We start from the raw sequence: 23,621 nt of genomic DNA, 5'->3' as shown, positions 1-23,621 counted from the left end.
AACCTCCTTCTCGTGGTGGGTCTTGAGCAGTCCGCACGGCGCGGACGCCGAGCGATTGTGACGTACGATCCCGTCCGTGACGCCGTGCCGACTCTCGGAGCGGGCGCTTCCGTGATCACTCCTGCCCAACTCCGAGCCGCATACGCGGCCGAGGGCACCATCCGGCTCGCGACTGCCGGCACCTCCGGTCGCCCCCGCTGGGTGGTGCGTACGGCCGCGTCCTGGGTGGACAGCTTTCCCGTGGTGGCGGGCCTGTGCGGCCTCTCGGCAGAGAGCAGCGTCTGGGTGCCGGGGCCGGCCGAGGCCAGCATGAACGCGTACGCGATCTGCCTGGCGGACCACACCGGCGCGCCCCTGGTCGACGATCTCGGATCGGCCAGCCACGTGTTCTGCACCCCGGCGGTCCTGCACCGACTGCTCGACGAGCAGGCTGGCGACGATCATCGAGTGGTCTTCGTGGTGGCCGGCGACCGGCTCCCGAAGGGACTGGCCGAGGCCGCTGAAGCCGTCGGTCATCAGGTGCACCATTACTACGGAGCGGCTCAGCTGTCCTTCGTCGCGTGGGGTCGAGATGCCGAGTCCCTCACCCTCTTCCCTGAGGTGCGAGCAGCGACGATCGATGGCGAGCTGTGGGTGACCTCGCCGTGGCTGTGCCTGCGGGAGGACAGCGCCGAACCGGTGCTTTGCACGATGGAGCGCGACGGTGAGCTCTGGATGAGCGTCGGCGACCGTGGCTCGATCCAGCCGGACGGACGGATCACCGTGTCGGGTCGTGCCGACGCGATCACCACCGCCGGCGTCACGGTGGTGCTGGCCGACGTGGAGGCCGCACTGCGGCCGTACGCGCGTGGCGAGGTCCTGGTGGTCGGCCGACCACATCCCCGCCTCGGCACTGTGCTGGTCGCGGTCTGCACCGATCCGACCGACGCACAGAGTCTGCCCGTGGTGGCGCGTCGCGAGCTGGCGCCCAGCCATCGGCCACGAGCCTGGTCGGTACTGGATCGGTTCCCGACCACCGCCGCCGGCAAGCTCGACCGAGCCAGGATCGCCCAGTCATGATGGCGATGAATGACGTCGCGATCGTCGCCGCCCGCCGAACCCCGACCGGCACGGCCGGGCACGGGCTGGCAACCAGCACTGCCGCCGATCTCGCGGCCGCGGTGCTGCCGGCCGTTGTGGCCGACGCCGGGATCGCACCCGACGACGTGGCGGATGTGGTGCTCGGCAACTGCACCGGGCCAGGCGGCGACCTGGCGAGATTCGCCGCCTTGCAGGCCGGATTGGGGCTCGCGGTCCCCGGCCTGACCGTGGATCGCCAGTGCGGCAGTGGGCTGGCCGCGGTCGCCGTGGGGGCCGCGCTGGTCTCAGCCACCCAATCGTCGAGACCGGTGATCCTGGCCGGCGGGGTCGAGTCTGCCTCCACGTCCCCGCGCCCTGGTCGTGCACCGTTCGCGCCGCCGGAGCTGGGTGATCCGGAGATGGGGGACGCCGCCGACCACGTCGCCCGGCTGCGCGGGGTGTCGCGGGAGCGGCAGGACGCGTACGCACTCCGCTCGCACCGGCTGGCGGTCGCCGCACAGGCCGCCGGGACCTACGACGGCGAGCTCGTGCCAGTTGCCGGGTTGGCTCAGGACGAGCGGCCGCGGCCACGGATGAGTCTGGCACGGCTGGCGCGGATGCGACCGATTTTTGGTCCCGAGGGCACGGCGACCGTCGGGAACTCCTGCGGGGTCAACGACGGCGCCGCGGTCGTGGCGCTGATGAGCGAGACAGAGCGTCGCCGTCGCGGACTTCCGGGCCTCCGCATCCTGGCCTCGAAGACGACCGGGGTGGATCCGCGGACCCCGGGCCTGGGGATCGTGCCCGCCGTACGAGCCGTGCTCGATCAGCTCGCCCTGAGCCTCGACGATGTCGGGGTGATCGAGTTCAACGAGGCGTTCGCCGGCCAGGTCCTGGCGTGTTGTGACGACTTGAGTCTTGACCCGGAGCGGATCTGCGTACAGGGCGGTGCGCTGGCGCTCGGCCACCCGTGGGGGGCATCCGGTGCCGTGCTCCTGACCCGGCTGTTCAGCCAACTGGTGCGTACCCCGCGGCCCGGAGTCCTGGGCTTGGCCGCTATCGCGGTCGGCGGCGGGCAGGGGGTGGCAATGGCGGTGGAATCGTGCCCCTGATCGAGGTCGAGGGCGTCAGCCACACCTACGCCGGGCGACGACGACCGGTGCTGCACGACATCACGGTCCGGCTGGACGAACACCGGATCGGCGTGATCGGGGCCAACGGGTCGGGGAAGTCGACCTTCGCCCGGCTGCTGAACGGCCTGATCCTGCCGGACCACGGCAGCGTACGGATCGCCGGTCACGACACCCGCCGGGACGGCAAACGGGTACGCCAGCTGGTCGGCTTCTGCTTCACCGATCCGGACGCACAGATCGTGATGCCGACCGTCGCCGAGGACGTCGCCTTCAGCCTGCGCCGCCGAGATCTCCGCGGGACCGCGCTGCGTGCTCGCGTGGCGGAGACGCTGGCTCGGTTCGGGCTGGCCGAGCACGCCGACCACCCGGCCCATCTGCTGTCCGGTGGCCAGAAGCAGCTGCTGGCGTTGGCATCGGTGCTGGTCACCGAGCCGGCGCTGGTCGTGATGGACGAGCCGACCACGCTGCTCGACTTGCGGAATGCCCGGCAGATCATGACCCTGGTCGCGGGCCTGGGGGAGCAGGTGGTGTTGCTCACCCACCACCTCGACCTGCTGGCCGGCTTTGATCGCGTCCTGGTGTTCGAGGAAGGGCGGATCGTCGCCGATGCGCCGCCCGACCAGGCGATCGACCGCTACCAGCAGCTGATGCGGACCGGCGGATGAGTCTGCTCGGGCTCTATCTGCCGGGTGGCTCAATGCTGCATCGAGCACCGGCTGCGACGAAGCTCATCGGTCTGGTTGCGCTTGCCCTGGTGACCCAGCTGATTCCCTGGTGGGCCCGATGCGTACTGCTCGTCCTGGTCTGCGGTCTGTATCCGCTGGCCAGGATTGACCTGCGCTTCGCCCTTCGCCAGCTGCGTCCGTTGTGGTGGATGCTGGCTGCCATTGGGGTAGCGCAGTTGGTGTTTGGCAGCTGGCAGTTGGCGGTCTCGGTGGTGGTCACCATCGGGCTGCTGGTGCTGGCAGCCGGCCTGGTCACGCTGACCACCACGACAACCGACCTCAGTGACGTCGTCGTGGCTGCGCTGGGCCCGTTTCGACGTTTCGGGGTGAACCCAGAGCGAGTCGGCTTGTTGATCGCGCTCAGCATTCGTGCTGTGCCGGTGGTGCTCGGTCTGGCCGAGCAGATCCGCGACGCCCAACGAGCCCGGGGCAAGACGCTGAGTCCGCGGGCCTTTGCCGTGCCGTTGCTGGTCCGGGCCCTACGACACGCCCAGCGGATGGGTGACGCCTTGGTCGCTCGAGGTGTGGACGACTAGAGCGCACACGTTTCGTGTCGGTGCTTCCTTCGGTGACCGGCTGCTGGCTAGATTCGGAGATCGGCGCTGTGCAGCAGATCGAGCGCCTCGGGTTCGCCGACCAGCCGGACGTCGGCGGCGGTGACCCGGCCGCTGGCAAACAGCAGCAGTTCGCTGGGCTTCCCGATGATCGTGACGATGCTGGCTCCGGAGACGGCCCGGATGGTCTCCGGCTCCTCGCCCGTCTGATCGGACCGCTCCAGCACCACGCCGACCTGGGCCCGCCGGAAGAAGGCCCGGGCCATCAGCTTCAGCCGCTTCCAGATCCAGTCCTCGACTTCGGTCGCCAGCTCCCGCGGCGGCAGCGGCTCGTCCCCGGCCCGGCGGACATCCTCGTGGTGGATGAAGAATTCGGTCGTGTTGGCCGGTTCGTCCACTCCGGGCAGGGCGAACACCGAGAAGCGGCCGGGGCCGTTGCGGATCCGGTCGACCAACTCGGAGAACTCCCAGCGTTGCTTGACGCCGGCCATCCGCCGGTCGAGCAGCCCGGACAGCGGCTTGGCCACGATCCCGGAGGCACCGATCGGGTCGGTTTCACGAATCCACAGATGTGCGGCCAGATCGTGGGTCAGCCAGCCCTCGCACAGAGTCGGCGCGGCAGGGCCGCGTACATCGAAGAGGTCGCAAAGAGCGGCACGCTCCGATTTGGCGAAGGTCACGGGAGGACATGGTAGACGTACGAGCGCGAATGTGCTCATTGGCCGAATTGTCGCCTGCGTGGTCACTCTGGTGGCTTCCCACCAGCCGTCGGGAAGAATACGTGTCGTGACTGTTCCCGGCCCGACGCCTGACCTTGAATCGACCTCTCTCGACCCGCGTATCGCCGCTCTGCTGAAGCGCGATGCGGCGGGTCTGGTGACGGCGGTCGTCCAGCAGTGGGACACCCACGAGGTGTTGATGGTCGGCTGGATGGACGACGAGGCGCTGCACCGTACGCTGACCACCGGCCGGGCCACCTATTGGTCCCGCAGCCGGGGGGAGTACTGGGTGAAGGGCGAGACGAGTGGCCACCGGCAGTGGGTCAAGGAGGTCCGGCTCGACTGCGACGGCGACACCCTGCTCGTGTCGGTCGACCAGGAGGGTGCGGCCTGCCATACCGGCGACCGCACCTGCTTCGACGCCCGCGTCCTCGAGGTGGCCGCATGAGTAACTCGAACCAGAGCACCCCGACCGGTGTGATCGAGCCGAGTCTGGAGGAGTTCCGGGCGCTGGCACCGGATCGCCGGGTCATCTCCGTACGCCGCCGGCTGCTGCTGGACACCGAGACCGCGACCGGGCTGTATCGCAAGCTCGCCGGTGACCGTCCGGGCACCTTCTTGCTGGAGTCCGCCGAGCAGGGCGTCTGGTCGCGCTACTCCTTCATCGGTGTCAACGCGGTCGCGACCCTGACCGAGACCGACGGGGCGGCGACCTGGACCGGTCGAGTGCCGGCCGGCATGCCCAGCGGTGGCGATCCGCTGCAAGCCGTCGCCGAGACCCTGCGCAGACTGCACACCCCGCGCGATCCGGCGCTGCCGCCGCTGACCTCGGGGCTGGTGGGCTATCTGGGCTACGACGTGATCCGTCGGATCGAGCGGCTGCCGGACAGCAACCCGGACGATCTGGGCATCCCCGAACTGGTGATGCTGGTGGTCGGCGACCTGGTCGTGCTCGACCATCTCGATCAGCAGGTCTGGCTGATCGCCAACGCAGTCAACTTCGACGGCAGCGACGAGCGGGTGGACGACGCGTACGCCGATGCGGTGGCCCGAGTCGACGCGCTCACCGCCGCGATCGCGCAACCCACCGAGCCGGCACCGGTGTCGGTCAGCCCGGCACCAGCGCTGACGGTACGCCGGCAGCGGACTCCGGAGGAGTTCCAGGCGGCTGTCTCCTCGGCCGTGGAGGAGATCAAGGCCGGTGAGGCGTTCCAGATCGTGGTCAGCCAAAGGTTCGAGGTCGACACCGACGCCGACGCGCTGGACGTCTACCGGATGCTGCGGCTGACCAACCCGAGCCCGTACATGTATCTGCTGCGGCTCGACGGCTTCGACATCGTCGGCTCCTCACCCGAGGCCCTGGTGACGGTCAAGGAGGACGCCGTCCTCACCCACCCGATCGCCGGCTCGAAACCCCGGGGTGCCACCCCGGCCGAGGACACCGCGCTGGAAGCCGAGCTGCTCTCGGATCCGAAGGAGCGGGCCGAGCATGTGATGCTGGTGGATCTGGGACGCAACGACCTCGGTCGGGTCTGTCAGCCCGGCACGGTCGAGGTGGTGGAGTTCATGGACGTACGCCGTTACAGCCACATCATGCATCTGGAGTCCACGGTGACCGGCCGGCTCGCACCCGGTCGCACCGCGCTCGATGCGGTGCTGGCCGCGTTCCCGGCCGGCACCCTGTCCGGCGCACCCAAGGTGCGCGCGATGGAGATCATCGACGAGCTGGAGGTGTCCCGCCGCGGCTTGTACGGCGGCGTGGTCGGCTATCTCGATCTGGCCGGGGACGCCGATGCCGCGATCGCCATCCGCACCGCGCTGCTCCGCGACGGCACCGCCTACATCCAGGCGGGTGGCGGCATCGTCGCCGACTCGCACCCGCCGACCGAGGATCAGGAGTCGCAGAACAAGGCCGCCGCGGTGGTGCGGGCGATCGCCGTCGCGCAGTCCTTCTGCCCCGTTGTCTGAGCATGGGTACCTGAGCATGGGCGACGTGAGTATTCGTCACCGGGGCATCCCCGCAAGTCGGGGAGCGACCATGGCGATGCTGCTGGTCGGTGCCGGGATCGGCTTCGTGGCCGGCGCTCAGCCCTGGTGGCGGGCCAGCGGCGACGGGGCGGCGGTCGCCTTCAGCGGCTCCGATGCCACCGGCGGGCTGTGCCAGGCGCTCGCCGCGGTCACCCTGTGCGGGGTGCTGTTGTTGTTGGTGCTGCGGGCGAAGGGTCGCCAGGTGCTCGCCGCGCTGCTGGCCGCGGCCGGCATCGGGATGATCGTGACCGGTGCCCTGCAGAGCGCCCCCGACGCGGACGCCGTACGGACCCGGGTCCGGCAGGTCAGCCTGACCGACCAGTTCGCACTCAGCACCACTGCCTGGCCCTGGGTGTACGCCGCCGCCGGGCTGCTGGTGTTGATCGGTGCGGTGCTGCTCTGGCTGGGCGCACCGGGGTGGTCGGCCCGAGTCTCTCGCTTCGACCGATCCGGCACGGACACTGCCACGGACACCGCGAAGGCCGAGTTGGCCGACGATCCGGCGCAGGCCTGGAAGGATCTGGACGCGGGGCGAGACCCCACCGCGGACCCCGACGTGCGTACCGGCGAGGAAAGCGTCACAATGGACACCACCGACCAATCGAAGCGGGAGTGATGACCTGATGGCCGACAAGGTTGCCGAGTTCTACGACATCCACGACTACAAGCCTGCTCCCTACACCAAGCACGTCCACCACGGCAGGACGCCCGCCGCGTGGGCAGGCAGCATGATCGCGCTGGTCGGCTTCATCGTCTGTGCGATCGGCATGATGATGCTGAGCGTGCCGATCGTGGCCGTCTCCGCGGCGTTGTTCCTGATTGCCATCATTGCCACCGTGGCCCTACAGAAGATGGGCAAAGGCGCCTACTAGGCGGGAGAAGTAGTGAGCGCACTCGACGAGATCATCGCTGGGGTCCGTGAGGACCTCGCACTCCGCCAGGCCACCACGAGCCTGGATCGGTTGAAGGACCGGGTCAAGATCGTCGACCCGGCCATCGACCCGATGCCGCGTTTCCGCGGCCCGGGTGTCGCCGTGATCGCCGAGGTGAAGCGCTCCAGCCCCAGCAAGGGCGCTCTGGCCACGATCGACGATCCCGCCGCGCTGGCCGCGGAGTACGAGGCCGGTGGCGCGGCAGCGATCTCGGTGCTCACCGAGCAGCGCCGGTTCAGCGGCTCGCTGGACGATCTGGTCAGCGTCCGATGCGCGGTGGCGGTGCCGGTGCTTCGCAAGGACTTCATCGTCACCTCCTACCAGTTGTTCGAGGCGCGCGCGGCCGGCGCCGACCTGGTGCTGCTGATCGTGGCCGCGCTCAATGACGCCGAGCTGACGTCGCTGATCGAACGAGCCCGCTCGATCGGGATGACCCCGTTGGTGGAGGCACACACCGCCGACGAGGTGCGCCGGGCGCTCGACGCCGGCGCCGATGTGATCGGAGTGAACGCCCGCAACCTGGCGACCCTCGAGGTGGACCCGCTCACCTTCGCAAGGCTGGCGCCGCTGATTCCCGACGGCGTGGTCCGGATCGCCGAGTCAGGCGTACGCGGTCCGCACGATGTCATCGAGCTCGCCCGCCACGGCGCCGACGTGGTGCTGGTCGGCGAGGCCCTGGTCACCGGCCGGGACCCCCGGGCCGGGGTCGCAGATCTCGTCGCGGCCGGCGCCCACCCGGCCCTGCACAAGTCTTGAGGTTTCGCCGCCGCCGTCCGGCAATGATAGGAATCGACCCGTGGTTACCCAGGTCCTGCCCGACTCGACCGGTCATTTCGACCAGTTCGGCGGCAAGTTCGTCCCCGAAGCGCTCTACGCCGCCCTGCGACAGCTGGAGGCGGAGTTCCATGCCGCCCAGGCCGACCCGGCCTTCGCCGCGGAGCTGACCAAGCTGCTCACCGACTACACCGGTCGGCCGAGCCCCATCACCGAGGCGCCCCGGTTCGCCGCGCACGCCGTGGGGGAGTCGGGCGTCGCGCCGACCATCGTGCTGAAACGGGAGGATCTCAACCACACCGGTTCCCACAAGATCAACAACGTGCTCGGGCAGGCGCTGTTGACCAAGCGGATGGGCAAGACCCGGGTGATCGCCGAGACCGGTGCCGGTCAGCACGGGGTCGCGACCGCGACCGCCGCGGCGCTGTTCGGGCTGGAGTGCACCGTCTACATGGGCCGCGTCGACACCGAGCGGCAGGCGCTCAACGTCGCCCGGATGCGGCTGCTCGGCGCGGACGTGATCGCGGTCGAGTCCGGTTCGCAGACGCTCAAGGACGCGATGAACGACGCGATGCGGGACTGGGTCTCCACCGTCGACCACACCCACTATCTGATCGGCACCGTCGCCGGCCCGCACCCGTTCCCGCTGCTGGTTCGGGAGTTCCAGCGGATCATCTCGACCGAGGCCCGTGCCCAGTTGTTGGACCGCTACGACCGGCTGCCGGACGCGGTCGCGGCCTGCGTCGGCGGCGGCTCCAATGCGCTCGGCATCTTCGCCGACTTCATTCCCGACGCCGAGGTCGCCCTGTACGGCTTCGAGGCCGGCGGCGACGGGGTGGAGACCGGCAAGCATGCCGCCACCATCTCGGCCGGCTCGGTCGGCGTGCTGCACGGGATGCGGACCTACGTGTTGCAGGACGACGACGGCCAGACCAAGGAGTCGCACTCCATCTCAGCTGGTCTGGACTATCCCGGGGTCGGCCCCGAGCACTCCTGGCTGGCCTACACCGGCCGGGCGCACTACGAGGCGATCACCGATGCCGAGGCGATGGAAGCTCTGGCGCTGCTGACCCGCACTGAGGGGATCCTGCCGGCGATCGAGTCGGCTCATGCGCTGGCGGGGGCGATCAAGCTGGGCAAGCGGCTGCCGCTCCGGGCCGATGGCACGCCGCCCCTGATCCTGGTCAGCCTGTCCGGCCGTGGCGACAAAGACGTGGACACGGCGATCAGGTGGTTCAACATCGACACCTCCGGCACGCCGAGCACCGCGGGGGAGACCCGATGAGCTTCGACCTCGGCCGCTCCGGTCGGCTGTTCGCCGACATCAAGGCGTCCGGGCGTGGCGCTTTGGTGGGCTTCCTGCACGTGGGCTATCCGGACGTCGCGACCTCCCTGGCAGCCGTCAAAGCGCTCTGCGGCGATGGCCCGAACAGCGACCGCCCGGGCGTCGACCTGGTCGAGGTCGGGCTGCCGTACAGCGATCCGATGATGGATGGTGTCACCATCCAGCGCGCCGGCACCCGGGCGCTGGCCCGTGGGGTCCGGACCAAGGACACCTTCGCCGCCGTCGAGGCGGTCGCCTCCACCGGCACCCAGGCCGTGGTGATGACGTACTGGAATCTGATCGAGCAGTACGGTCCCGACGCCTTCTCCCGCGACCTGGCTGCCGCCGGGGGATCTGGGGTGATCACGCCGGACCTGACTCCGGACGAGGCCGAGGCCTGGCTCGCCGCCTCCGACGCTCACGGACTCGACCGGATCTTCCTGCTCTCACCGTCGTCGACCGACGAGCGGATCGCCAGCACCCTCGCCGCCTGCCGGGGCTGGGTGTACGCGACCGCCGTGATGGGTGTCACTGGTGCTCGGGCGCAGACCTCCTCGGCCGCGCCCACCCTGGTGGAGCGCATCCGGCAGGCCGACCCCGGTGCCATGGTGGGTGTCGGACTCGGCGTGTCCACCGGCGCCCAGGCCCGCGAGATCACCCGCTACGCGGATGCGGCGATCGTCGGCTCGGCACTGGTCGCCACGCTGCTCGCCGCCGAAGCCGCCGGCACGCCCGACGACCTGTCGGGTCTGCGCGCCGTGGTCGACGACCTCGCGGCCGGTGTCCGACACCACTCCGGATGATCGCGCCCCGGGCCCAGTCGCCGCGCTTCGCCGCGCTGGTGCCCTGGATCTCGACCCTGGCCAGGTTGATCGTGGGCGTCACGCTCTTGGCGGCGGGTGCGCTGAAGGTGATCGATCTGCAGTCCTCGGTAGCCGCCGCGCAGGCCTATCAGCTGCTGCCTCCGGCGGCGGCCCAGGTGCTCGGCTGGGTGTTGCCGTTCGTCGAGGTGGGCCTCGGCCTGTTGCTGATCGCCGGCCTGTTCACCCGGCCTGTGGCGGCGGTCTCCGGGGTATTGGCGCTGGTCTTCACCGCCGCCGTGATCTCGGTGGCGGCCCGGGGGATGAGCATCGACTGCGGCTGCTTCGGTGGCGGTGGTCCGGTGGCGCCGGGCGACACCCACTACACCTTCGAGATCATCCGTGATCTCGGCTTGGCGGCGTTGTGCGGCTGGCTGGTCTGGCAACCGCGCAGTAGGTTCGCACTCGACCACCCACCCACTGGCCCGACCCTGTGATGGGCCGACCCTTTGATGGCCTGACTCTTCGATTGGAGGCCGCGCAGCAGTGACCGGTGCGTACCTACCCCTCTTCATCCCCAGCCCCGACACGGGCATCTGGCACGTCTTCGGCGTCCCGATCCGTGCGTACGCGTTGTGCATCATCGCCGGCATCATCGTCGGCGGGATGATCGCGAGTCGCCGCTGGCGGGCTCGGGGTGGCAGCCCGGACACGCTCGAGCTGGTGATCGCGGTCGGGATCCCGTGCGGCATCGTCGGTGCCCGGATCTACCACGTGATCACCGACTACCAGCTCTACTTCGGGCCCGGGCGAGATCCGCTCGACGCTTTGAAGATCTGGAACGGCGGACTCGGGATCTGGGGCGCGGTGGCGCTGGGCGTCCTCGGCGGCTATTTCGTGGCGCGCCGTCGACAGGTGCGGTTTCCGGCGCTGCTGGACGCCGTCGCGCCAGGGCTGGCTGTCGCGCAGGCCATCGGCCGGCTCGGCAACTGGTTCAACCAGGAGCTGTTCGGCCGGCCGACCACCCTGCCCTGGGGGCTGGAGATCGATGAGCAGTACCGCCCGTCCGGCTATGAGGACTACGCCACCTTCCATCCGACGTTCCTGTACGAACTGCTGTGGAACCTCGGGGTGGCCGGGGTGTTGATCTGGGCCGACCGGAAGTGGAAGCTCGGGCACGGCAAGGTGTTCGCCCTCTATGTGGTGCTCTACACCGCCGGCCGGTTCTGGATCGAGGCGTTGCGAATCGACTCGGTGAACGAGATCGGCGGCTTCCGGCTGAACAACTACACCTCGTTGATCGTCTTCGTGGTCGCACTCTTGTGGTTGCTGTGGCTGGTGAAGAACCGACCTGGCCGGGAGCTGGTGGTGGAAGGACCCGAGCCGAGCGAGGAGTCTGGCATCGATGGTGACGCCGACCAGGCGGCTGACCCCGCCGGCGCCAGTAGTGGGGTGGACGCCGAGAGCACCGAGAGAGCGGGGACTGCCGAGAGCGCGGATGAAAAGTCGCCGTGACCGTGTCCGATGAGTTGGCCGGGAAGACTGCCCTGGTCACCGGCGGCAATCGGGGTCTCGGCCTGGAGATGTGCCGCGGACTTGGTCGAGCCGGTGCGCGGGTGCTGATCAACGGCCGGGACCCCGAGCGGACCGGATCTGTGGTGGCCGCGCTGGTCGCCGAAGGTCTGGCCGCGGAACCGGCAGTGTTCGATGCCGGCACCGTGAGCCCGGAGGCGGTGGAGTCGCTCGGATCGATCGACATCCTGGTCAACAATGTCGGTCAGCGGGACCGGCGCGGCGCCCTCGACCTGCCGGTCGCCGACTTCCGACGGCTGGTCGACATCGACCTGACCGCGGCGTACGCGCTCAGCCGCTTGGTCGCGGCCCGGATGGTCGCCGACGGCGTACGCGGCGGGGCGATCGTCAATGTGACCTCGGTGGTCGGCGGCATCCTCGGTCATCGCGGCGACGTCGGCTATGCAGCCGCGAAGGCTGGTCTGGAGGGGTTGACCCGAGCGATGGCAGCCGACCTGGGGGAGCACGGCATCCGGGTCAACGCCGTCGCCCCAGGGGCTTTCGGCACCGAGGTCAATGCGCCGATGTTCGCCACCCCGGAGTGGCAGCGCTGGGTCCGCGAGCGCACCGTCCTCGGCCGTTTCGGCGATCCCGCCGAGATCGCCGGTGCCGTGGTCTTCCTGTCCGGTCCCGGCGCGTCGTACATCACCGGTCAGGTGATCGTGGTCGACGGCGGCCTGACCATCCAGTACTGATCGGTTCGGCCCGCCTCACTGCTCGATCACAGTCCCTGGGCCTCGCACAGCACTCCGACCTCGACCCGACAGTTGCCGCTTGTCGACCAGTGTCAAGACCTCGTCGTGGCTCAGTGCGGGGAACTGGCAGAGGCAGGTGCCGCGGGATGAGGCGGTCCACGCGCGCTAGCGCCAGTAGACTCCGACCCCGTGATCGTCCTGATTGGCTTCATGGGCGCCGGAAAGACGACCATCGGACGGTTGCTTGCCGAGCGGCTGGGCCTGCCGTTCGTCGACAGTGATCTGGTCATCGAACACGAGCAGCGGCGTACCGTCCCGGAACTCTTCGCCGAAGTGGGGGAGACCGGGTTCCGCCAGGTCGAGGAGCAGACCATCGCGGACCTCCTCGATGGACCGGCATGTGTGTTGTCCCTCGGGGGTGGCGCCTGCGGCTCGACGACCACCCGCGAACTGCTTCGCGGCCACACCGTGGTCTACCTGCACGTGGACCTCGACGAGGCGCTGGCCCGGGCGCGCGGTGATCGCTACCGTCCGCTGCTCGGACGACCAGACCTGCCGGAGCTGTACGCCTCACGCCTGGCCGTCTATGCCTCGGTCGCCACCCTGACCTCGCTGACCACCGGTCGCCGGGTCGAGGACATCGCGCTGGAGATCGTCTCCCAGCTGACCGGAACAACCGAGCTCGACGGCAGTCGCGGCGTCCTGGTCGCCCCGCCCGGAGGCTCCTACCGCGTGCACGTGGGCCACGGGCTGATCCGCCAGGTGGGCCGACTGCTGCCGAGACTGCCCGAGGCCCGGCGGATCGTGGTCATCTCAGGTGCCGAGGCCCACGCGGTCGGCGAGCAGCTCGCCGTCGCGGTCGCAGACCGAGAGCTGGTGGTCCATCAGCTCACCGTCCCAGCTGGAAGCAGCCAGACACCGGTCAAGAGCCTCGCGACGCTCGGCGAGCTGGCGAGCCGCCTGGCCGAGCTGGCCGTCCATCGGGGTGATCTGCTGCTTGGTGTCGGCGGCGAGGAGATCTGCGACGTGGTCGGCTTCCTGGCTGCGACCTACAACCGTGGCATGCCGTTGGCGCTGGTCCCCACCACGTTGGAAGCGCAGGCTGACTCGGCGGTCGGCGGCAAGTGCTCCCTGGACCTGCCCGAGGGCAGCAATCTGCTGGGTCTGCTTCATCAGCCGGTCCTGGTGGTCTCCGATGTGGAGCTGGCCGCTGCCCGGGACGGGGCTGACTACTCGGCCGGTCTGGCGGAGATCGCCAAACATGCACTCCTGGCTGACCGCGAGCTGCTGAAGTTCCTGATCGAATATGGTGCCGACCTGGTCGCCCGCGAGCGGATCGCCGTGACTCGAGCGGTACGCCGCAGCGTCGAGATCAAGGCCGACATCGTCACCTCCGACGAGCGTGAGCAAGGTGCTCGAGCCCAGCTGAATTACGGGCACACCTTCGCCCGCGCCTTCGCCGCGGCGGCCCCGGCCCAGCCCGGTGCGCTCGGTCTGGGCCTGATGGCGGCGGCCCACCTGTCTCATCGCCTGGGGTGGCTGGACGAGACCGAGGTCGAATCGCACCGGGCGGTCCTGCAGGCGTTGGGGCTGCCGGTGCAGGCGACCTTCACGGTCGACCAACTCGCCTGGGCCCTGGAGCGCGACAAGAAATACCGCAATGGCTGGCGCTTCATCCTGCTGCGTGGGATCGGCCACCCGGTCACGGGCGCCCAGCCGACACGCGCGCAGGTGGCGGGTGCGTTGGCCGATCTCGCCGCCTCCTGACACAATCACGGCCGAACGTTCGCACCTCGAAGGAGCCGCTCATGTCCATCCTGCTCGTCAATGGCCCCAATCTGAACCTGCTCGGGACCCGTGAGCCGGGCATCTATGGTGCCGCGACGCTGGCCGATGTCGAGGCGGCCGCGGTCGCCCAGGGCGAGGCCGCGGGTCACCGGGTGGACTGCTTCCAGAGCAATCACGAGGGCGCCATCGTGGATCGCATCCACGCCGCACGCACCGACGGCACCCAGTTCGTGGTGATCAATCCGGGCGCCTACACCCACACCAGCGTGGCGATCCGGGACGCCTTCGCCGGGGTCTCGATCCCGTTCTGCGAGGTGCACATCTCCAACGTGCACAAGCGTGAGGCCTTCCGCCATCACTCGTACCTCTCCGACATCGCGGTCGGCGTGATGGCCGGTTTCGGCGTGCAGGGCTACACCCTGGCGCTGGAGTTCGTCATCGCTCAACTGGAGCAGGCCAAGACCGCGTAGCCCTCGTCCGAGCCCACCCGGACGGCAGCGGATCGACTCCAGAAAATTGAACTAACTAGATGGTTCACAAACGGGTCGAACTCCTGCATACTGATCCCCGAAACCACCGAAACCGACCCTGGAGATGTCATGGCAGCAGCGCCGAGCCAGCCGAAACCGCTACGCCCCGAGCAGGAGGTGGAGCTGGCTGAGCTCATTGCCAAGGCGCGAGCTGCGCAGCAGATCATCGAGACCTACGACCAGGCACGGGTCGACCGATTGTGTCAGGCGATCGCCTGGGCCGTGGCGAACAAGACCACCTTCACCCGGCTGGTCGCCGAGGGCATCGAGGAGTCCGGGCTGGGCGATCCGGTCAGCCGGATGGGCAAGCGGATGAAGATCCGTGGCGTGCTGCGCGATGCGCTGCGCCAGCCGAGCGTCGGCATCATCGAGGAAGACGAGGCCAAGGGTCTGGTCAAGTACGGCAAGCCGGTCGGCCTGATCGGCTGCATCGTGCCGACCACCAACCCCGACCTGACCCCGGCCGGCAACGCCATCTACGCGATCAAGGCGCGCGACGTGGTGATCTTCTCCCCGCATCCGCGGTCCAAGAAGACCACCTTCGAAACCGTCCGGCTGATGCGCGAGGCGCTGGAGGCCGAGGGTGCGCCCGCCGACATCCTGCAGTGCATCACCCAGCCCAGCGTCGCCATGTCGCAGGCGCTGATGGCGGCCAGCGACCTGGTGATCGCCACCGGCGGCCAGCCGATGGTGCGGGCGGCGTACAGCTCGGGCACCCCGGCCTACGGGGTCGGTGCGGGCAACTCGACGATGATCATCGACGAGACCGCGGATGTCGACATCGCGGCTCGGAACAGCCGGATCTCCAAGACCTCCGACTTCGGCTCCGGCTGCTCGGCCGACGGCAACCTGATCATCCACGAGTCCATCTGGGACCAGATGATCGAGTCGCTGCAGAGCGAGGGCGGCTACCTGGCCGAGGGCGATGAGCGGAACGCACTGGAGCGGGTGATGTGGGACGACGAGGCACACCGGCTGCCTGACACGGTGGCGATCGCCCCGGCCAAGCTCGCCGCGGCGGCCGGCTTCGAGGTGCCCGAGTCGACCACCTTCATCTTCGTGAAGGGCGACGGCATCGGCGACGACCACCCGTTCTCCCGGGAGAAGCTGACCACGCTGCTCACCGTGCACCGCTACGAGGGCGAGTTCGAGAACGCACTGGACGCGATGCGGGCGGTCTACGAGGTCGGCGGCAAGGGCCACTCCTGCGGCATCTACACCCACGACGACGACCACATCCACCGGCTCGGCCTGGCCGCTCCGGTGTCGCGGATCATGGTCCGCCAGCCGCAGTCCAAGGCGAACGCGGGTGCCTTCAACAACGGCATGCCGATGACCTCCTCGATGGGCTGCGGCACATGGGGCGGCAACGTCACCTCCGAGAACGTGCACCTGAAGCACTACCTGAACACCACCTGGGTGGCGCGACCGATCCCGGAGGACAAGCCGAGCGACGAAGAGCTCTTCGGCGACTTCTACGACGCCGCGCTCGAGCAGTGAGCGATCCCCTGGGCGACGATGCCCTGGTCGAGGCCGCCGAGCGCTGGTGGAGCACCGACATCATCGACATCCACCCCGGCTACATCGGGGTGCGCGGGTTTCCGATCGAGCAGCTGATCGGCCGGCTCAGCTTCCCGCAGATGATCTGGCTGATGCTGCGCGGCGAGGTGCCGACCGCCGAGCAGGGCGCCTTGCTGGAGGCGGCGCTGGTCGCTTCGGTGGATCACGGTCCGCAGGCTCCGTCGATCTCGATCAGCCGGATGTCGGTGACCTGCGGGTTGCCGCTGAACGGTGCGATGGCCTCGGCGATCAACGTGCTGGACGATGTGCACGGCGGCGCGGGTCAGCAGTGCATGGAGCTGTACGCAGAGATCGACCAGGCGCTCGTCAAGGCCGGCTACGGCGAGGGCGCCACCCTCGATCATGACCAGACGGTACGCCTCGCCACCGAGGTCTGGGCAGGTTGGAAGGAGCGGGGCATCCGGTACGCACCGGGCTTCGGCCACCGGTTCCACCCGCTCGACCCGCGCGCTCCGCGGCTGCTCGGGCTGGTCGACGACCAGGCCGCCGCCGGTGCGGTGAGCGGTCGCTTCGCCGCCATCGGCCGGGCGGTGGAGGACTCGATCAGCGCCGGCCGGAGCCGCCGGGTGCCGATGAACATCGACGGTGCCACCGCGGTCATCTATTCCGAGCTCGGCTTCGAGCCTGCCCTCGGCCGCGGCATCTTCATCCTCTCCCGCTCGGTCGGGATCCTCGCCCACGCCTGGGAACAGACCCAGCAAGGCGGCCGGATCAAGGGCCCGATGCCGCCGCAGATCCCGTACAACTACACCGGCATCAAGCACCGTGACCTCGAACCGAATGCCTGAATTGGAGTCATCGATGACCACAGACCTCGTCTCGCACCAGCTCGTCCGCTACCTGGAGCACCGCGGCGTCAAACACATCTTCGGTCTCTGCGGGCACACCAACATCGCGGTTTTGGCCGCCTTGTCGAAGTCCGATCAGATCGAGTTCGTCAACACCCGGCACGAACAGCTGGCCTCGCATGCGGCCGACGGGTACGCCCGCGCGTCCAAGAAGGCCTCGGTCGTGCTTTCCCATCTCGGCCCGGGACTGACCAACGCCGCTACCGGGGTGGCCAACGCCGCCCTGGACTCGGTGCCGATGGTGGTGATCGCCGGTGACATCCCGTCGCACTACTACGGCAAGCACCCCCACCAGGAGGTGAACCTGCACGCCGACGGTGCGCAGTCCGAGATCTACCGGCCGTTCGTGAAGCGGGTCTGGCGGGTCGAGTCCCCGCACCTGATCGCCGAGATCTTGGACAAGGCCTTCATCCTGGCCGAAAGCGGCCGACCGGGCCCGGTGCTGGTCGACGTACCGATGGACATCTTCTCCCGTGAGGTCGACGTCGCCACCTTCGACAAGGTGATGGCCAACACCCAGGAGCTGGTCAAGCCCTCGCTCGACCCGGCTACGGCGGAACGGATCGTCGGCAACCTGCTCGCGGCCGAGCGGCCACTGCTGCACGTCGGCGGCGGCGTCGTGCTGGCCGATGCCACCGATGAGCTGGCCGAGCTGGTCGACCATCTCCAGCTCCCGGTCACCCACAGCCTGATGGGCAAGGGCGTGGTCGCCGACGACAACCCGTGCGTGCTCGGCATGACCGGTTTCTGGGGCACCGAGTTCGTCAACGAGGCCACCCGCAACGCGGACTGGATCCTGGCGCTGGGCACCCGCTTCGCCGAGGCGGACAGCTCGTCCTGGGAGGAGAAGTACACCTTCCAGATTCCCGACACGAAGCTGATGCAGATCGACATCGATCCCGCCGAGTTGGGCCGCAACTATCCGCTGGAGATCGGCGCGGTCGCCGACCTCAAGCCCGCTCTGGCCGCCCTTGTCACCGCCGCACGCAAGCTGGCCCCCACCGGGGTACAACGGCCGGAGCTGCTGGCCGAGATCAAGCGCAACCACGACGAGTTCGCCGCGGGCAACGCCGCGGCCGTGGCCAGCGATGCCTGGCCGATGCGGCCGGAGCGGATCCTGGCCGAGGCGCGTGAGGTGCTGCCGCGGGACGCCATCATCACCACCGACGTCGGCTGGAACAAGAACGGCATGGCCCAGCAGATGGATATCTTGACCCCCGGGTCGGTGTTCACCCCCGGCGGCTTCGCCACCATGGGCTTCGGCGCCCCAGCGGCGCTCGGCGCGAAGCTGGCCGCTCCGGAGCGGGTGGTCGTCTCGCTGGTCGGCGACGGTGGCTTCGGCGCCAACCCGAGTCTGCTCTACACCGCGCGGGAGAAGGGCATCGCCGTCGTCTGGGTGGTGATGAACAACAACGCCTTCGGCACCATCGCGGGCCTGGAGAAGGCGCACTTCGACACCACCTACGGCACCGTCTTCGAAAACGCCGACGGCCCGGTGGAGACCGACTTCGGAGCGATCGCCCGGGCGTACGGGGTGGATGGGATCAGCCTCACCAGCGCCGCCGAGTTCAAGCCGGCGCTGGCCGACGCGATCGCCCGGAACCGACCGGTGGTCATCGACGTGCCGATGATCAATGTGCCGACGCCGACCTCGGGGCACTGGAACATCATGGACATCTACTCCCCAGGTGCTGGCATCCATCACGCCGCAACCTCCTGAGGCCGATCGACATGACAGGCTCCAGCGCCAATGGCGGCGCGCAGCGCTATTCGCTCGGGCATCTGACGCTCATCGACACCCCGACACCGGAGTTGATCCGGATCGCCCATCGCACGGGCTACGACTACGCCAGCCCGCGGTTGCTCTGTGATGGGCTGCCCGGTCATGACTACAGCCTGTCGCGCAGCGACGACCTGCTTCGGCAGACGGTACGGGCGCTGGCCGAGACCGGGTTGCCACTGCACGACATCGAGTTGGCCCGGATCGCGGACGGGGTCGATCCGGCGAGCTACGAACCTGATCTGGCGATCGGGGCCGAGCTCGGCGCCCGGCATCTGATCAGCAGTGTCTGGACACCGGACCGGCGGTACGCGGTGGACGCGTTCGGTCGACTGTGCCGGCTGGCGGCTCAGTACGACCTGACGGTCAACCTGGAGTGGGTGCCGATCGCGTCCATCACGACGATGCACCAGGCCTTGGATCTGATCGCCGAGGTGAACGAGCCCAATGCTCGGCTGATGGTCGATCTGCATCACTTCCATCGGTCCCGGGAGCGCTTGGCGGATCTGGACGAGATCCCCGCCGGACTGTTCTCGGTGATCCAGATCTGCGATGCCCCGGGTGAGATCCCGACAGAACGGGACGAGATGACCCGGATCATCCGGGAGGGCCGCAGCTACCTGGGCGAGGGCGGTACCGACCCGGCCGCGATGTTGGCGCGGATGCCGTGCGTGACCTACTCGATCGAGCTGCCGAATGCCGACGCTGAGCGGACCCTGGGCGCAGAAGGCCATGCTCGGCGGTGCCTGGAGACGGCGCGGCACTACCTCGAACGAACGCTCAGCGGGCAAGGAAGGCGGCCATGAGTCATAGCTCAGTCAGCTCGATCGGAGTCACGCCCGACGAAGCCGACATGTCGCGGTGGGCCGTCGGACGCCCGATCAGCCATCGGCTGTTCCTGCTCGGTCAGGGGATCAAAGCCTCGCGTACTCCGGGTTTGCATGAAGCCGAGGGCGCGGCACAGGGGCTCTGGGTTTCCTACGACATCTTGGATGCTCTCGACTGGGGCATCACCGCGGCCGATCTGCCGTCGGTCCTTGCCTGGGCGATGCAGTCCGGATTCTCCGGCTTCAACGTCACACATCCGTTCAAGCAGTCGATCATCCCGCATCTGGACGGGCTCTCGGATCGGGCCACCGCCTTGGGAGCGGTCAACACCGTGGTCCTGCGGGACGGCCGAGCCGTTGGCCACAACACCGACTGGTGCGGATATCAGGCACCGTTCCTCGACGCCCTGCCGGAGGCCGGCAAGCGCCCGATCGTGCAGCTAGGCGCGGGCGGGGCGGGAGCCGCCGTCGCGTACGCCACCTTGGACCTGGGCGCGCCCAAGCTGACCATCTTCGATCTCGAGGTGGATCGGGCCGTCGAGCTGGTGGTCCGAATGGCCAATCTGTTCGGCGCCGACCGAGTCGAGGTCGGCCATGATCTGGCCGCCGCGCTGAGCAGTGCCGAGGGCGTGATCAACGCAACGCCGATCGGGATGGCAACCCATCCCGGGTGCCCGGTGCCGGATCAACTGCTCCGGCCAGACCTTTGGGTATCGGAGATTGTCTATTTTCCACTCGCCACAGAGCTCTTGGTCCGGGCCCGCAAGGCCGGGTGCCGGACGGTGGATGGTGCCGGGATGGCCGCCGAACAGGCCTACCGGGCGTTCGAGTTGTTCACCGGTGTGACGCCTGACCGTGCCCGCATGCACGCTCGGGTCCGGGAGGTGATCAGCTGACCCCACCTGGTGCTCCGGCTCCGCCTCTGACGCAGGGCTGGCCGCTTGGCAGCACCAAAAGGAGACCATCTGGTGCGGTGACTCTCCTTGATCCGTCAATGGCGGTGTGATCAATTGGCCGTATCGGCCACATAACTGAGAGGTGTTTCTATGTCTACAGAAACCCAAAGCCATAGTGGGCAGTCAAAGAAGGCCGCGGCCAGCGGCTGGATTGGCAGCGCCCTCGAGTATTACGACTTCTTCATTTATGCCCAAGCGGCAGCCCTGATCTTTCCGTTGATCATGTTCGACAAGAGCGATCCCCAGATGGCGATCATCGGCGCTCTGGGCACCTATGCGGTGGGTTACGTCGCTCGCCCGATCGGCGCGTTCGTCCTCGGCGCCTGGGGTGACAAGCACGGCCGCAAGAACGTGCTCGTGCTTTGTATGCTGCTGATGGGCTTCTCGACCATGGCAGTTGCCGTGCTCCCGACCTATCAGCAGGTGGGCATCGTGGCCCCGAGCTTGCTGATGGTGCTGCGCCTGGTCCAGGGCTTCGCCGTCGCCGGCGAGATCTCGGGTGCCAGTTCGATGATCATGGAGCACGCGCCGCTCGGTCGGCGTGGCTACCTGGGCAGCTTCACCCTGCAGGGCACCCAGTTCGGCCAGATCCTGGCCGCCGCTGTCTTCCTGCCGTTGGCTCACTTCCTGTCCGAGGAGGCGTTCCACAGCTGGGGTTGGCGGATCCCCTTCGCCCTGAGTGCGTTCGTCGTGGTTGCCGGCTACTTCATCCGGAAGCGGGTCGATGAGACCCACACGGCGGCTGACAACCCGGAAGGCGATCAAGGGTCGCCGGTCGCAGCCGCTTGGCGCGACAGCAGGGGATCGATGATCCGCGTCTTCTGCATGGCACTGACCAACATCGTTGCGGTCACCACCGCGATCTTCGGTGCCACCTACGCCACCAACAAGGACTACGGGATCGGTTTCCACGCTGACGTCTACCTGTGGATCCCGTTGCTCGGCAACCTGGTCGCGGTGATCGTCATCCCGGTCGTCGGCAACCTGTCCGACAAGATCGGCCGCCGGCCGTGCTTGATGGTGTCCACGATCGCTTGCGGCCTGATGTCGTACGGCTACTTGTGGGCCATCAGCACTCACAGCGTCCCGTTGGCCATCATCTTCTCGCTGGTGATGTGGGGTGCTGTCTACCAGGGCTACAACGCGGTGTTCCCGGCCTTCTACCCGGAGCAGTTCCCGGCCAAGAACCGGGTCAGCGGCATGGCGATCTCGCAGAACATGGGCACGGTCGCATCGTCGGCCATGGTGTTGGTGTTCCCGCTGGTCGCCGGACCGGGATCGAGCCACGGCCACGTGATCTTCACCGTCGGCACCATCACCCTGGCGCTGTGCGTCATTGCCTGCCTCGGGGCGTTCTTCTCGCCGGAGACCTACCGTTTCCGGGCCGAGGATCTCGATATCCCGGGGAGCAAGCCACTGCCGAAGGCTGAGTACATGGCCCTGCGGGACCAGGCGATTGCGGAGGCCAAGTCGGCCAAGGTGAGCGCCTAGTCCAGCTAGCGATCCTTGGTCGCTAAGTGTTTGAGTCTTGAGCCGACTTTTCAGGTCGCGATTCTGGCGTCGTTGATGTAGTCGGTGATGGCGTTGTCGAGGACGCGGAGGGCTTGTCGGACTTCGAGTGGGGCGGGTGGCTGGTTAGCGGCCAGCAATGGTCGTAGTAGCCGGTTGTGGACTTTGCTGTAGAAGATCGCGAAGCGTTGTCCGTCGTCGGTCAGGGTGTAGGTGTTGGAGTGCGGCAGCCGCTCGATCAGCCCTTTCAGCCGGAGTCGGCGCAGGTCGTAGCAGCATTGGGCGCGGCTGTAGGGCTGGCCGTAGAGTTGTTCGACCAGGGGTCGCAGGGTTTTGTTCGACAGGCCGCCGATCAGGTGGGCGGTGACGGCGAGGGCGCCGGCCAGGGCTTGGACCCGAGGGTCGCCGAACCTCAAGGCTGGGGCCCTCCGACCGTCGGTGACCGACGGTTGCGCGATCCGCTCAAAGGCTGGACTCGCGAGGACGCAGCCCCGACCGACATGTTCATGATCCAACAGTCGGCGGTTCACGTCACGGGCTTTGGCCTGCAATTCGGGCAGGTGGACCAGGCGCCGTTTCACGCCGAGATCGGTCGAGTCGTTGACCACGGTCTCGATCCGCAAAGCGCGGCCTTCTTTGAAGTACTCCTTGACCCGGGAGTGCTTGTAACCGGCGTTGATGGTCACATCAACACCGCGGGTGACGACCCGGGTAGCGAAGACGCCGGTCGTCGAGGGCAGGATCTTCCTGCCGAAGATCAGCTCGAGACGCTCGGGCCGGCCCAGATCCAAATTGTCGGCCGCGAGCGCTTCGAAGAACGCACGGCCGTTACGGGGCTGGTCGAACACGATCGTGCGGGAGACCTCGATCTGCCGCATCGACAACTCCCACCAATACCCGTGGGCCCGGTCCTGGTCGGTCAGCGGCACTGGGAGCCGGTCCAGCCAACCTCACCGCACGACTGGTCATCACGCACCCCCTGCGACCAGGCTGGACCCACCAACCCCGACACCGCTACCGCCCAGACCAGATCAACCCGCCGACCCGACCACCAACCTCGACGGTCCGAGGCGGAGCCTCGTTAGGTCCAATACACTGGATTTGGGTGGGTCGGTTTGCCGCCCACCCAAATCCAGTTCGCAGTTCCGTTCTTACCCCCAGTTCTGTTCACCCTCAGTCAGACCGACTGTGGACCGTAGCTCGAGAACCCGGCCCAAGGAATAACAATGCGCGCAACTACCAAGCCACTGCCGGGGTTCGTGCTGTCGGTGGTGCTGGTCTTCATGGGCTGGTACATGGTGACGAATTCGACCAGCGGAATGGCCTCCTCCTTCGGTTGGTTCTTCATGGTGATCGGCCTGCTCGCCGGCGTAGGCAATCTCTTCTTGGTCGTCGTGAGCAAACGCGCGGAGCGGAACGATCGCCGGTAGTCCCAGTTCGCCGGGCACGACCACCAAGCCCCGAGGTCCGCGGGGCAGTTAGGGTTG

25 protein-coding genes are annotated in these 23,621 nt (G+C 68.2%); 23 read left to right on the top strand and 2 right to left on the bottom strand.

Features of this window, described 5'->3' with window-relative positions; genetic code table 11:
- Positions 1-57 precede the first annotated feature (57 nt).
- The 4 genes from MLP_RS14205 to MLP_RS14190 are packed head-to-tail and all read left to right on the top strand — an operon-like array spanning position 58 to position 3,453.
- The gene (locus tag MLP_RS14205; RefSeq protein WP_013863821.1) at positions 58-1,059 is read left to right on the top strand and encodes an AMP-binding enzyme; all 1,002 of its coding nucleotides are present in this window, start codon (positions 58-60) and stop codon (positions 1,057-1,059) included.
- Positions 1,056-2,171, top strand: coding sequence for a thiolase family protein (locus tag MLP_RS14200; RefSeq protein ID WP_013863820.1), 1,116 nt, complete (start codon positions 1,056-1,058; stop codon positions 2,169-2,171). Before MLP_RS14205 ends, MLP_RS14200 begins: the two co-directional genes overlap by 4 nt.
- On the top strand, positions 2,162-2,857 hold the full coding sequence (locus MLP_RS14195) for an energy-coupling factor ABC transporter ATP-binding protein (RefSeq protein WP_013863819.1): 696 nt from the start codon (positions 2,162-2,164) through the stop codon (positions 2,855-2,857). Before MLP_RS14200 ends, MLP_RS14195 begins: the two co-directional genes overlap by 10 nt.
- A complete protein-coding gene (locus MLP_RS14190) occupies positions 2,854-3,453 on the top strand; it encodes an energy-coupling factor transporter transmembrane component T family protein (protein WP_013863818.1) in 600 nt (199 codons plus the stop codon). Before MLP_RS14195 ends, MLP_RS14190 begins: the two co-directional genes overlap by 4 nt.
- A 47-nt stretch (positions 3,454-3,500) precedes the next feature.
- Here MLP_RS14190 and MLP_RS14185 read toward each other — a convergent pair whose 3' ends face one another.
- A complete protein-coding gene (locus tag MLP_RS14185; protein WP_013863817.1) occupies positions 3,501-4,151 on the bottom strand; it encodes a TIGR03085 family metal-binding protein in 651 nt (216 codons plus the stop codon).
- 106 nt (positions 4,152-4,257) lie between these two features.
- Here MLP_RS14185 and hisI point away from each other — a divergent pair, with 106 nt between their 5' ends.
- The 18 genes from hisI to MLP_RS14095 all read left to right on the top strand — a co-directional run bounded on the left by hisI (position 4,258) and on the right by MLP_RS14095 (position 22,116).
- Entirely contained in the window at positions 4,258-4,638 is a 381-nt protein-coding gene (gene hisI, locus MLP_RS14180) for a phosphoribosyl-AMP cyclohydrolase (RefSeq protein WP_013863816.1), read from the top strand.
- Positions 4,635-6,158, top strand: a complete 1,524-nt coding sequence (locus MLP_RS14175; RefSeq protein ID WP_013863815.1) for an anthranilate synthase component I — start codon at positions 4,635-4,637, stop codon at positions 6,156-6,158. The genes hisI and MLP_RS14175 overlap by 4 nt, the downstream gene beginning before the upstream one ends.
- A 25-nt stretch (positions 6,159-6,183) precedes the next feature.
- A complete protein-coding gene (locus MLP_RS26475) occupies positions 6,184-6,834 on the top strand; it encodes a Trp biosynthesis-associated membrane protein (RefSeq protein ID WP_172641575.1) in 651 nt (216 codons plus the stop codon).
- Positions 6,835-6,841: 7 nt separating this feature from the next.
- Positions 6,842-7,090 (top strand): HGxxPAAW family protein, encoded by a 249-nt coding sequence (locus MLP_RS14165; RefSeq protein WP_013863813.1) that lies wholly within the window; start codon positions 6,842-6,844, stop codon positions 7,088-7,090.
- 12 nt (positions 7,091-7,102) lie between these two features.
- Positions 7,103-7,906, top strand: coding sequence for an indole-3-glycerol phosphate synthase TrpC (gene trpC / locus MLP_RS14160; protein WP_013863812.1), 804 nt, complete (start codon positions 7,103-7,105; stop codon positions 7,904-7,906).
- A gap of 40 nt (positions 7,907-7,946) precedes the next feature.
- Positions 7,947-9,209 carry a tryptophan synthase subunit beta gene (trpB, locus tag MLP_RS14155; RefSeq protein ID WP_013863811.1) on the top strand — a complete coding sequence of 421 codons (1,263 nt, stop codon included), beginning with the start codon at positions 7,947-7,949 and terminating at the stop codon, positions 9,207-9,209.
- Positions 9,206-10,051, top strand: coding sequence for a tryptophan synthase subunit alpha (gene trpA / locus MLP_RS14150; RefSeq protein WP_013863810.1), 846 nt, complete (start codon positions 9,206-9,208; stop codon positions 10,049-10,051). The genes trpB and trpA overlap by 4 nt, the downstream gene beginning before the upstream one ends.
- The gene (locus MLP_RS14145; protein WP_013863809.1) at positions 10,048-10,545 is read left to right on the top strand and encodes a MauE/DoxX family redox-associated membrane protein; all 498 of its coding nucleotides are present in this window, start codon (positions 10,048-10,050) and stop codon (positions 10,543-10,545) included. The genes trpA and MLP_RS14145 overlap by 4 nt, the downstream gene beginning before the upstream one ends.
- Positions 10,546-10,594: 49 nt before the next feature.
- On the top strand, positions 10,595-11,563 hold the full coding sequence (gene lgt / locus MLP_RS14140) for a prolipoprotein diacylglyceryl transferase (RefSeq protein WP_013863808.1): 969 nt from the start codon (positions 10,595-10,597) through the stop codon (positions 11,561-11,563).
- Positions 11,560-12,315 (top strand): SDR family oxidoreductase, encoded by a 756-nt coding sequence (locus tag MLP_RS14135; RefSeq protein ID WP_013863807.1) that lies wholly within the window; start codon positions 11,560-11,562, stop codon positions 12,313-12,315. Before lgt ends, MLP_RS14135 begins: the two co-directional genes overlap by 4 nt.
- A 189-nt stretch (positions 12,316-12,504) precedes the next feature.
- Positions 12,505-14,082: a bifunctional shikimate kinase/3-dehydroquinate synthase gene (locus MLP_RS14130; protein ID WP_013863806.1), complete on the top strand. Its 1,578-nt coding sequence runs from the start codon at positions 12,505-12,507 to the stop codon at positions 14,080-14,082.
- Between the two features lie 41 nt (positions 14,083-14,123).
- Positions 14,124-14,573: a type II 3-dehydroquinate dehydratase gene (gene aroQ, locus MLP_RS14125; protein WP_013863805.1), complete on the top strand. Its 450-nt coding sequence runs from the start codon at positions 14,124-14,126 to the stop codon at positions 14,571-14,573.
- Positions 14,574-14,702: 129 nt separating this feature from the next.
- The gene (locus MLP_RS14120) at positions 14,703-16,133 is read left to right on the top strand and encodes an aldehyde dehydrogenase family protein (protein WP_013863804.1); all 1,431 of its coding nucleotides are present in this window, start codon (positions 14,703-14,705) and stop codon (positions 16,131-16,133) included.
- Positions 16,130-17,002: a citryl-CoA lyase gene (locus tag MLP_RS14115; RefSeq protein WP_013863803.1), complete on the top strand. Its 873-nt coding sequence runs from the start codon at positions 16,130-16,132 to the stop codon at positions 17,000-17,002. The genes MLP_RS14120 and MLP_RS14115 overlap by 4 nt, the downstream gene beginning before the upstream one ends.
- Positions 17,003-17,015: 13 nt before the next feature.
- Positions 17,016-18,782, top strand: coding sequence for a thiamine pyrophosphate-binding protein (locus MLP_RS14110; RefSeq protein WP_013863802.1), 1,767 nt, complete (start codon positions 17,016-17,018; stop codon positions 18,780-18,782).
- A gap of 11 nt (positions 18,783-18,793) precedes the next feature.
- The gene (locus tag MLP_RS14105) at positions 18,794-19,648 is read left to right on the top strand and encodes a sugar phosphate isomerase/epimerase family protein (protein WP_013863801.1); all 855 of its coding nucleotides are present in this window, start codon (positions 18,794-18,796) and stop codon (positions 19,646-19,648) included.
- Complete coding sequence (locus MLP_RS14100; protein ID WP_231851314.1) at positions 19,645-20,565, top strand: shikimate dehydrogenase; 921 nt, start codon at positions 19,645-19,647, stop codon at positions 20,563-20,565. Before MLP_RS14105 ends, MLP_RS14100 begins: the two co-directional genes overlap by 4 nt.
- Before the next feature lie 150 nt (positions 20,566-20,715).
- Positions 20,716-22,116, top strand: a complete 1,401-nt coding sequence (locus tag MLP_RS14095; protein WP_013863799.1) for an MFS transporter — start codon at positions 20,716-20,718, stop codon at positions 22,114-22,116.
- Positions 22,117-22,166: 50 nt separating this feature from the next.
- On the opposite strand, the gene MLP_RS14090 is transcribed toward MLP_RS14095, so the two are convergent.
- A complete protein-coding gene (locus MLP_RS14090) occupies positions 22,167-23,012 on the bottom strand; it encodes a hypothetical protein (RefSeq protein WP_231851313.1) in 846 nt (281 codons plus the stop codon).
- 348 nt (positions 23,013-23,360) lie between these two features.
- Here MLP_RS14090 and MLP_RS14085 point away from each other — a divergent pair, with 348 nt between their 5' ends.
- Complete coding sequence (locus MLP_RS14085; RefSeq protein ID WP_013863797.1) at positions 23,361-23,564, top strand: hypothetical protein; 204 nt, start codon at positions 23,361-23,363, stop codon at positions 23,562-23,564.
- The last annotated feature ends 57 nt before the right edge of the window (positions 23,565-23,621 follow it).

It is taken from the genome of Microlunatus phosphovorus NM-1 (assembly GCF_000270245.1).
Taxonomy (GTDB): domain Bacteria; phylum Actinomycetota; class Actinomycetes; order Propionibacteriales; family Propionibacteriaceae; genus Microlunatus; species Microlunatus phosphovorus.
Note: the sequence above shows the minus strand (reverse complement) of the source record. Positions and strands in the feature narration are given on the sequence as shown.

Excerpts from the sequence above, each read along its gene's own strand:
- MLP_RS14200 (WP_013863820.1), top strand. The coding sequence starts at position 1,056 with ATGATGGCGATGAATGACGTCGCGATCGTCGCCGCCCGCCGAACCCCG.
- MLP_RS14190 (WP_013863818.1), top strand. The coding sequence starts at position 2,854 with ATGAGTCTGCTCGGGCTCTATCTGCCGGGTGGCTCAATGCTGCATCGA.
- MLP_RS14175 (WP_013863815.1), top strand. The coding sequence starts at position 4,635 with ATGAGTAACTCGAACCAGAGCACCCCGACCGGTGTGATCGAGCCGAGT.
- MLP_RS14165 (WP_013863813.1), top strand. The coding sequence starts at position 6,842 with ATGGCCGACAAGGTTGCCGAGTTCTACGACATCCACGACTACAAGCCT.
- trpA (WP_013863810.1), top strand. The coding sequence starts at position 9,206 with ATGAGCTTCGACCTCGGCCGCTCCGGTCGGCTGTTCGCCGACATCAAG.
- MLP_RS14145 (WP_013863809.1), top strand. The coding sequence starts at position 10,048 with ATGATCGCGCCCCGGGCCCAGTCGCCGCGCTTCGCCGCGCTGGTGCCC.
- aroQ (WP_013863805.1), top strand. The coding sequence starts at position 14,124 with ATGTCCATCCTGCTCGTCAATGGCCCCAATCTGAACCTGCTCGGGACC.
- MLP_RS14120 (WP_013863804.1), top strand. The coding sequence starts at position 14,703 with ATGGCAGCAGCGCCGAGCCAGCCGAAACCGCTACGCCCCGAGCAGGAG.
- MLP_RS14110 (WP_013863802.1), top strand. The coding sequence starts at position 17,016 with ATGACCACAGACCTCGTCTCGCACCAGCTCGTCCGCTACCTGGAGCAC.
- MLP_RS14105 (WP_013863801.1), top strand. The coding sequence starts at position 18,794 with ATGACAGGCTCCAGCGCCAATGGCGGCGCGCAGCGCTATTCGCTCGGG.
- MLP_RS14100 (WP_231851314.1), top strand. The coding sequence starts at position 19,645 with ATGAGTCATAGCTCAGTCAGCTCGATCGGAGTCACGCCCGACGAAGCC.
- MLP_RS14095 (WP_013863799.1), top strand. The coding sequence starts at position 20,716 with ATGTCTACAGAAACCCAAAGCCATAGTGGGCAGTCAAAGAAGGCCGCG.
- MLP_RS14090 (WP_231851313.1), bottom strand. The coding sequence starts at position 23,012 with ATGCGGCAGATCGAGGTCTCCCGCACGATCGTGTTCGACCAGCCCCGT.
- MLP_RS14085 (WP_013863797.1), top strand. The coding sequence starts at position 23,361 with ATGCGCGCAACTACCAAGCCACTGCCGGGGTTCGTGCTGTCGGTGGTG.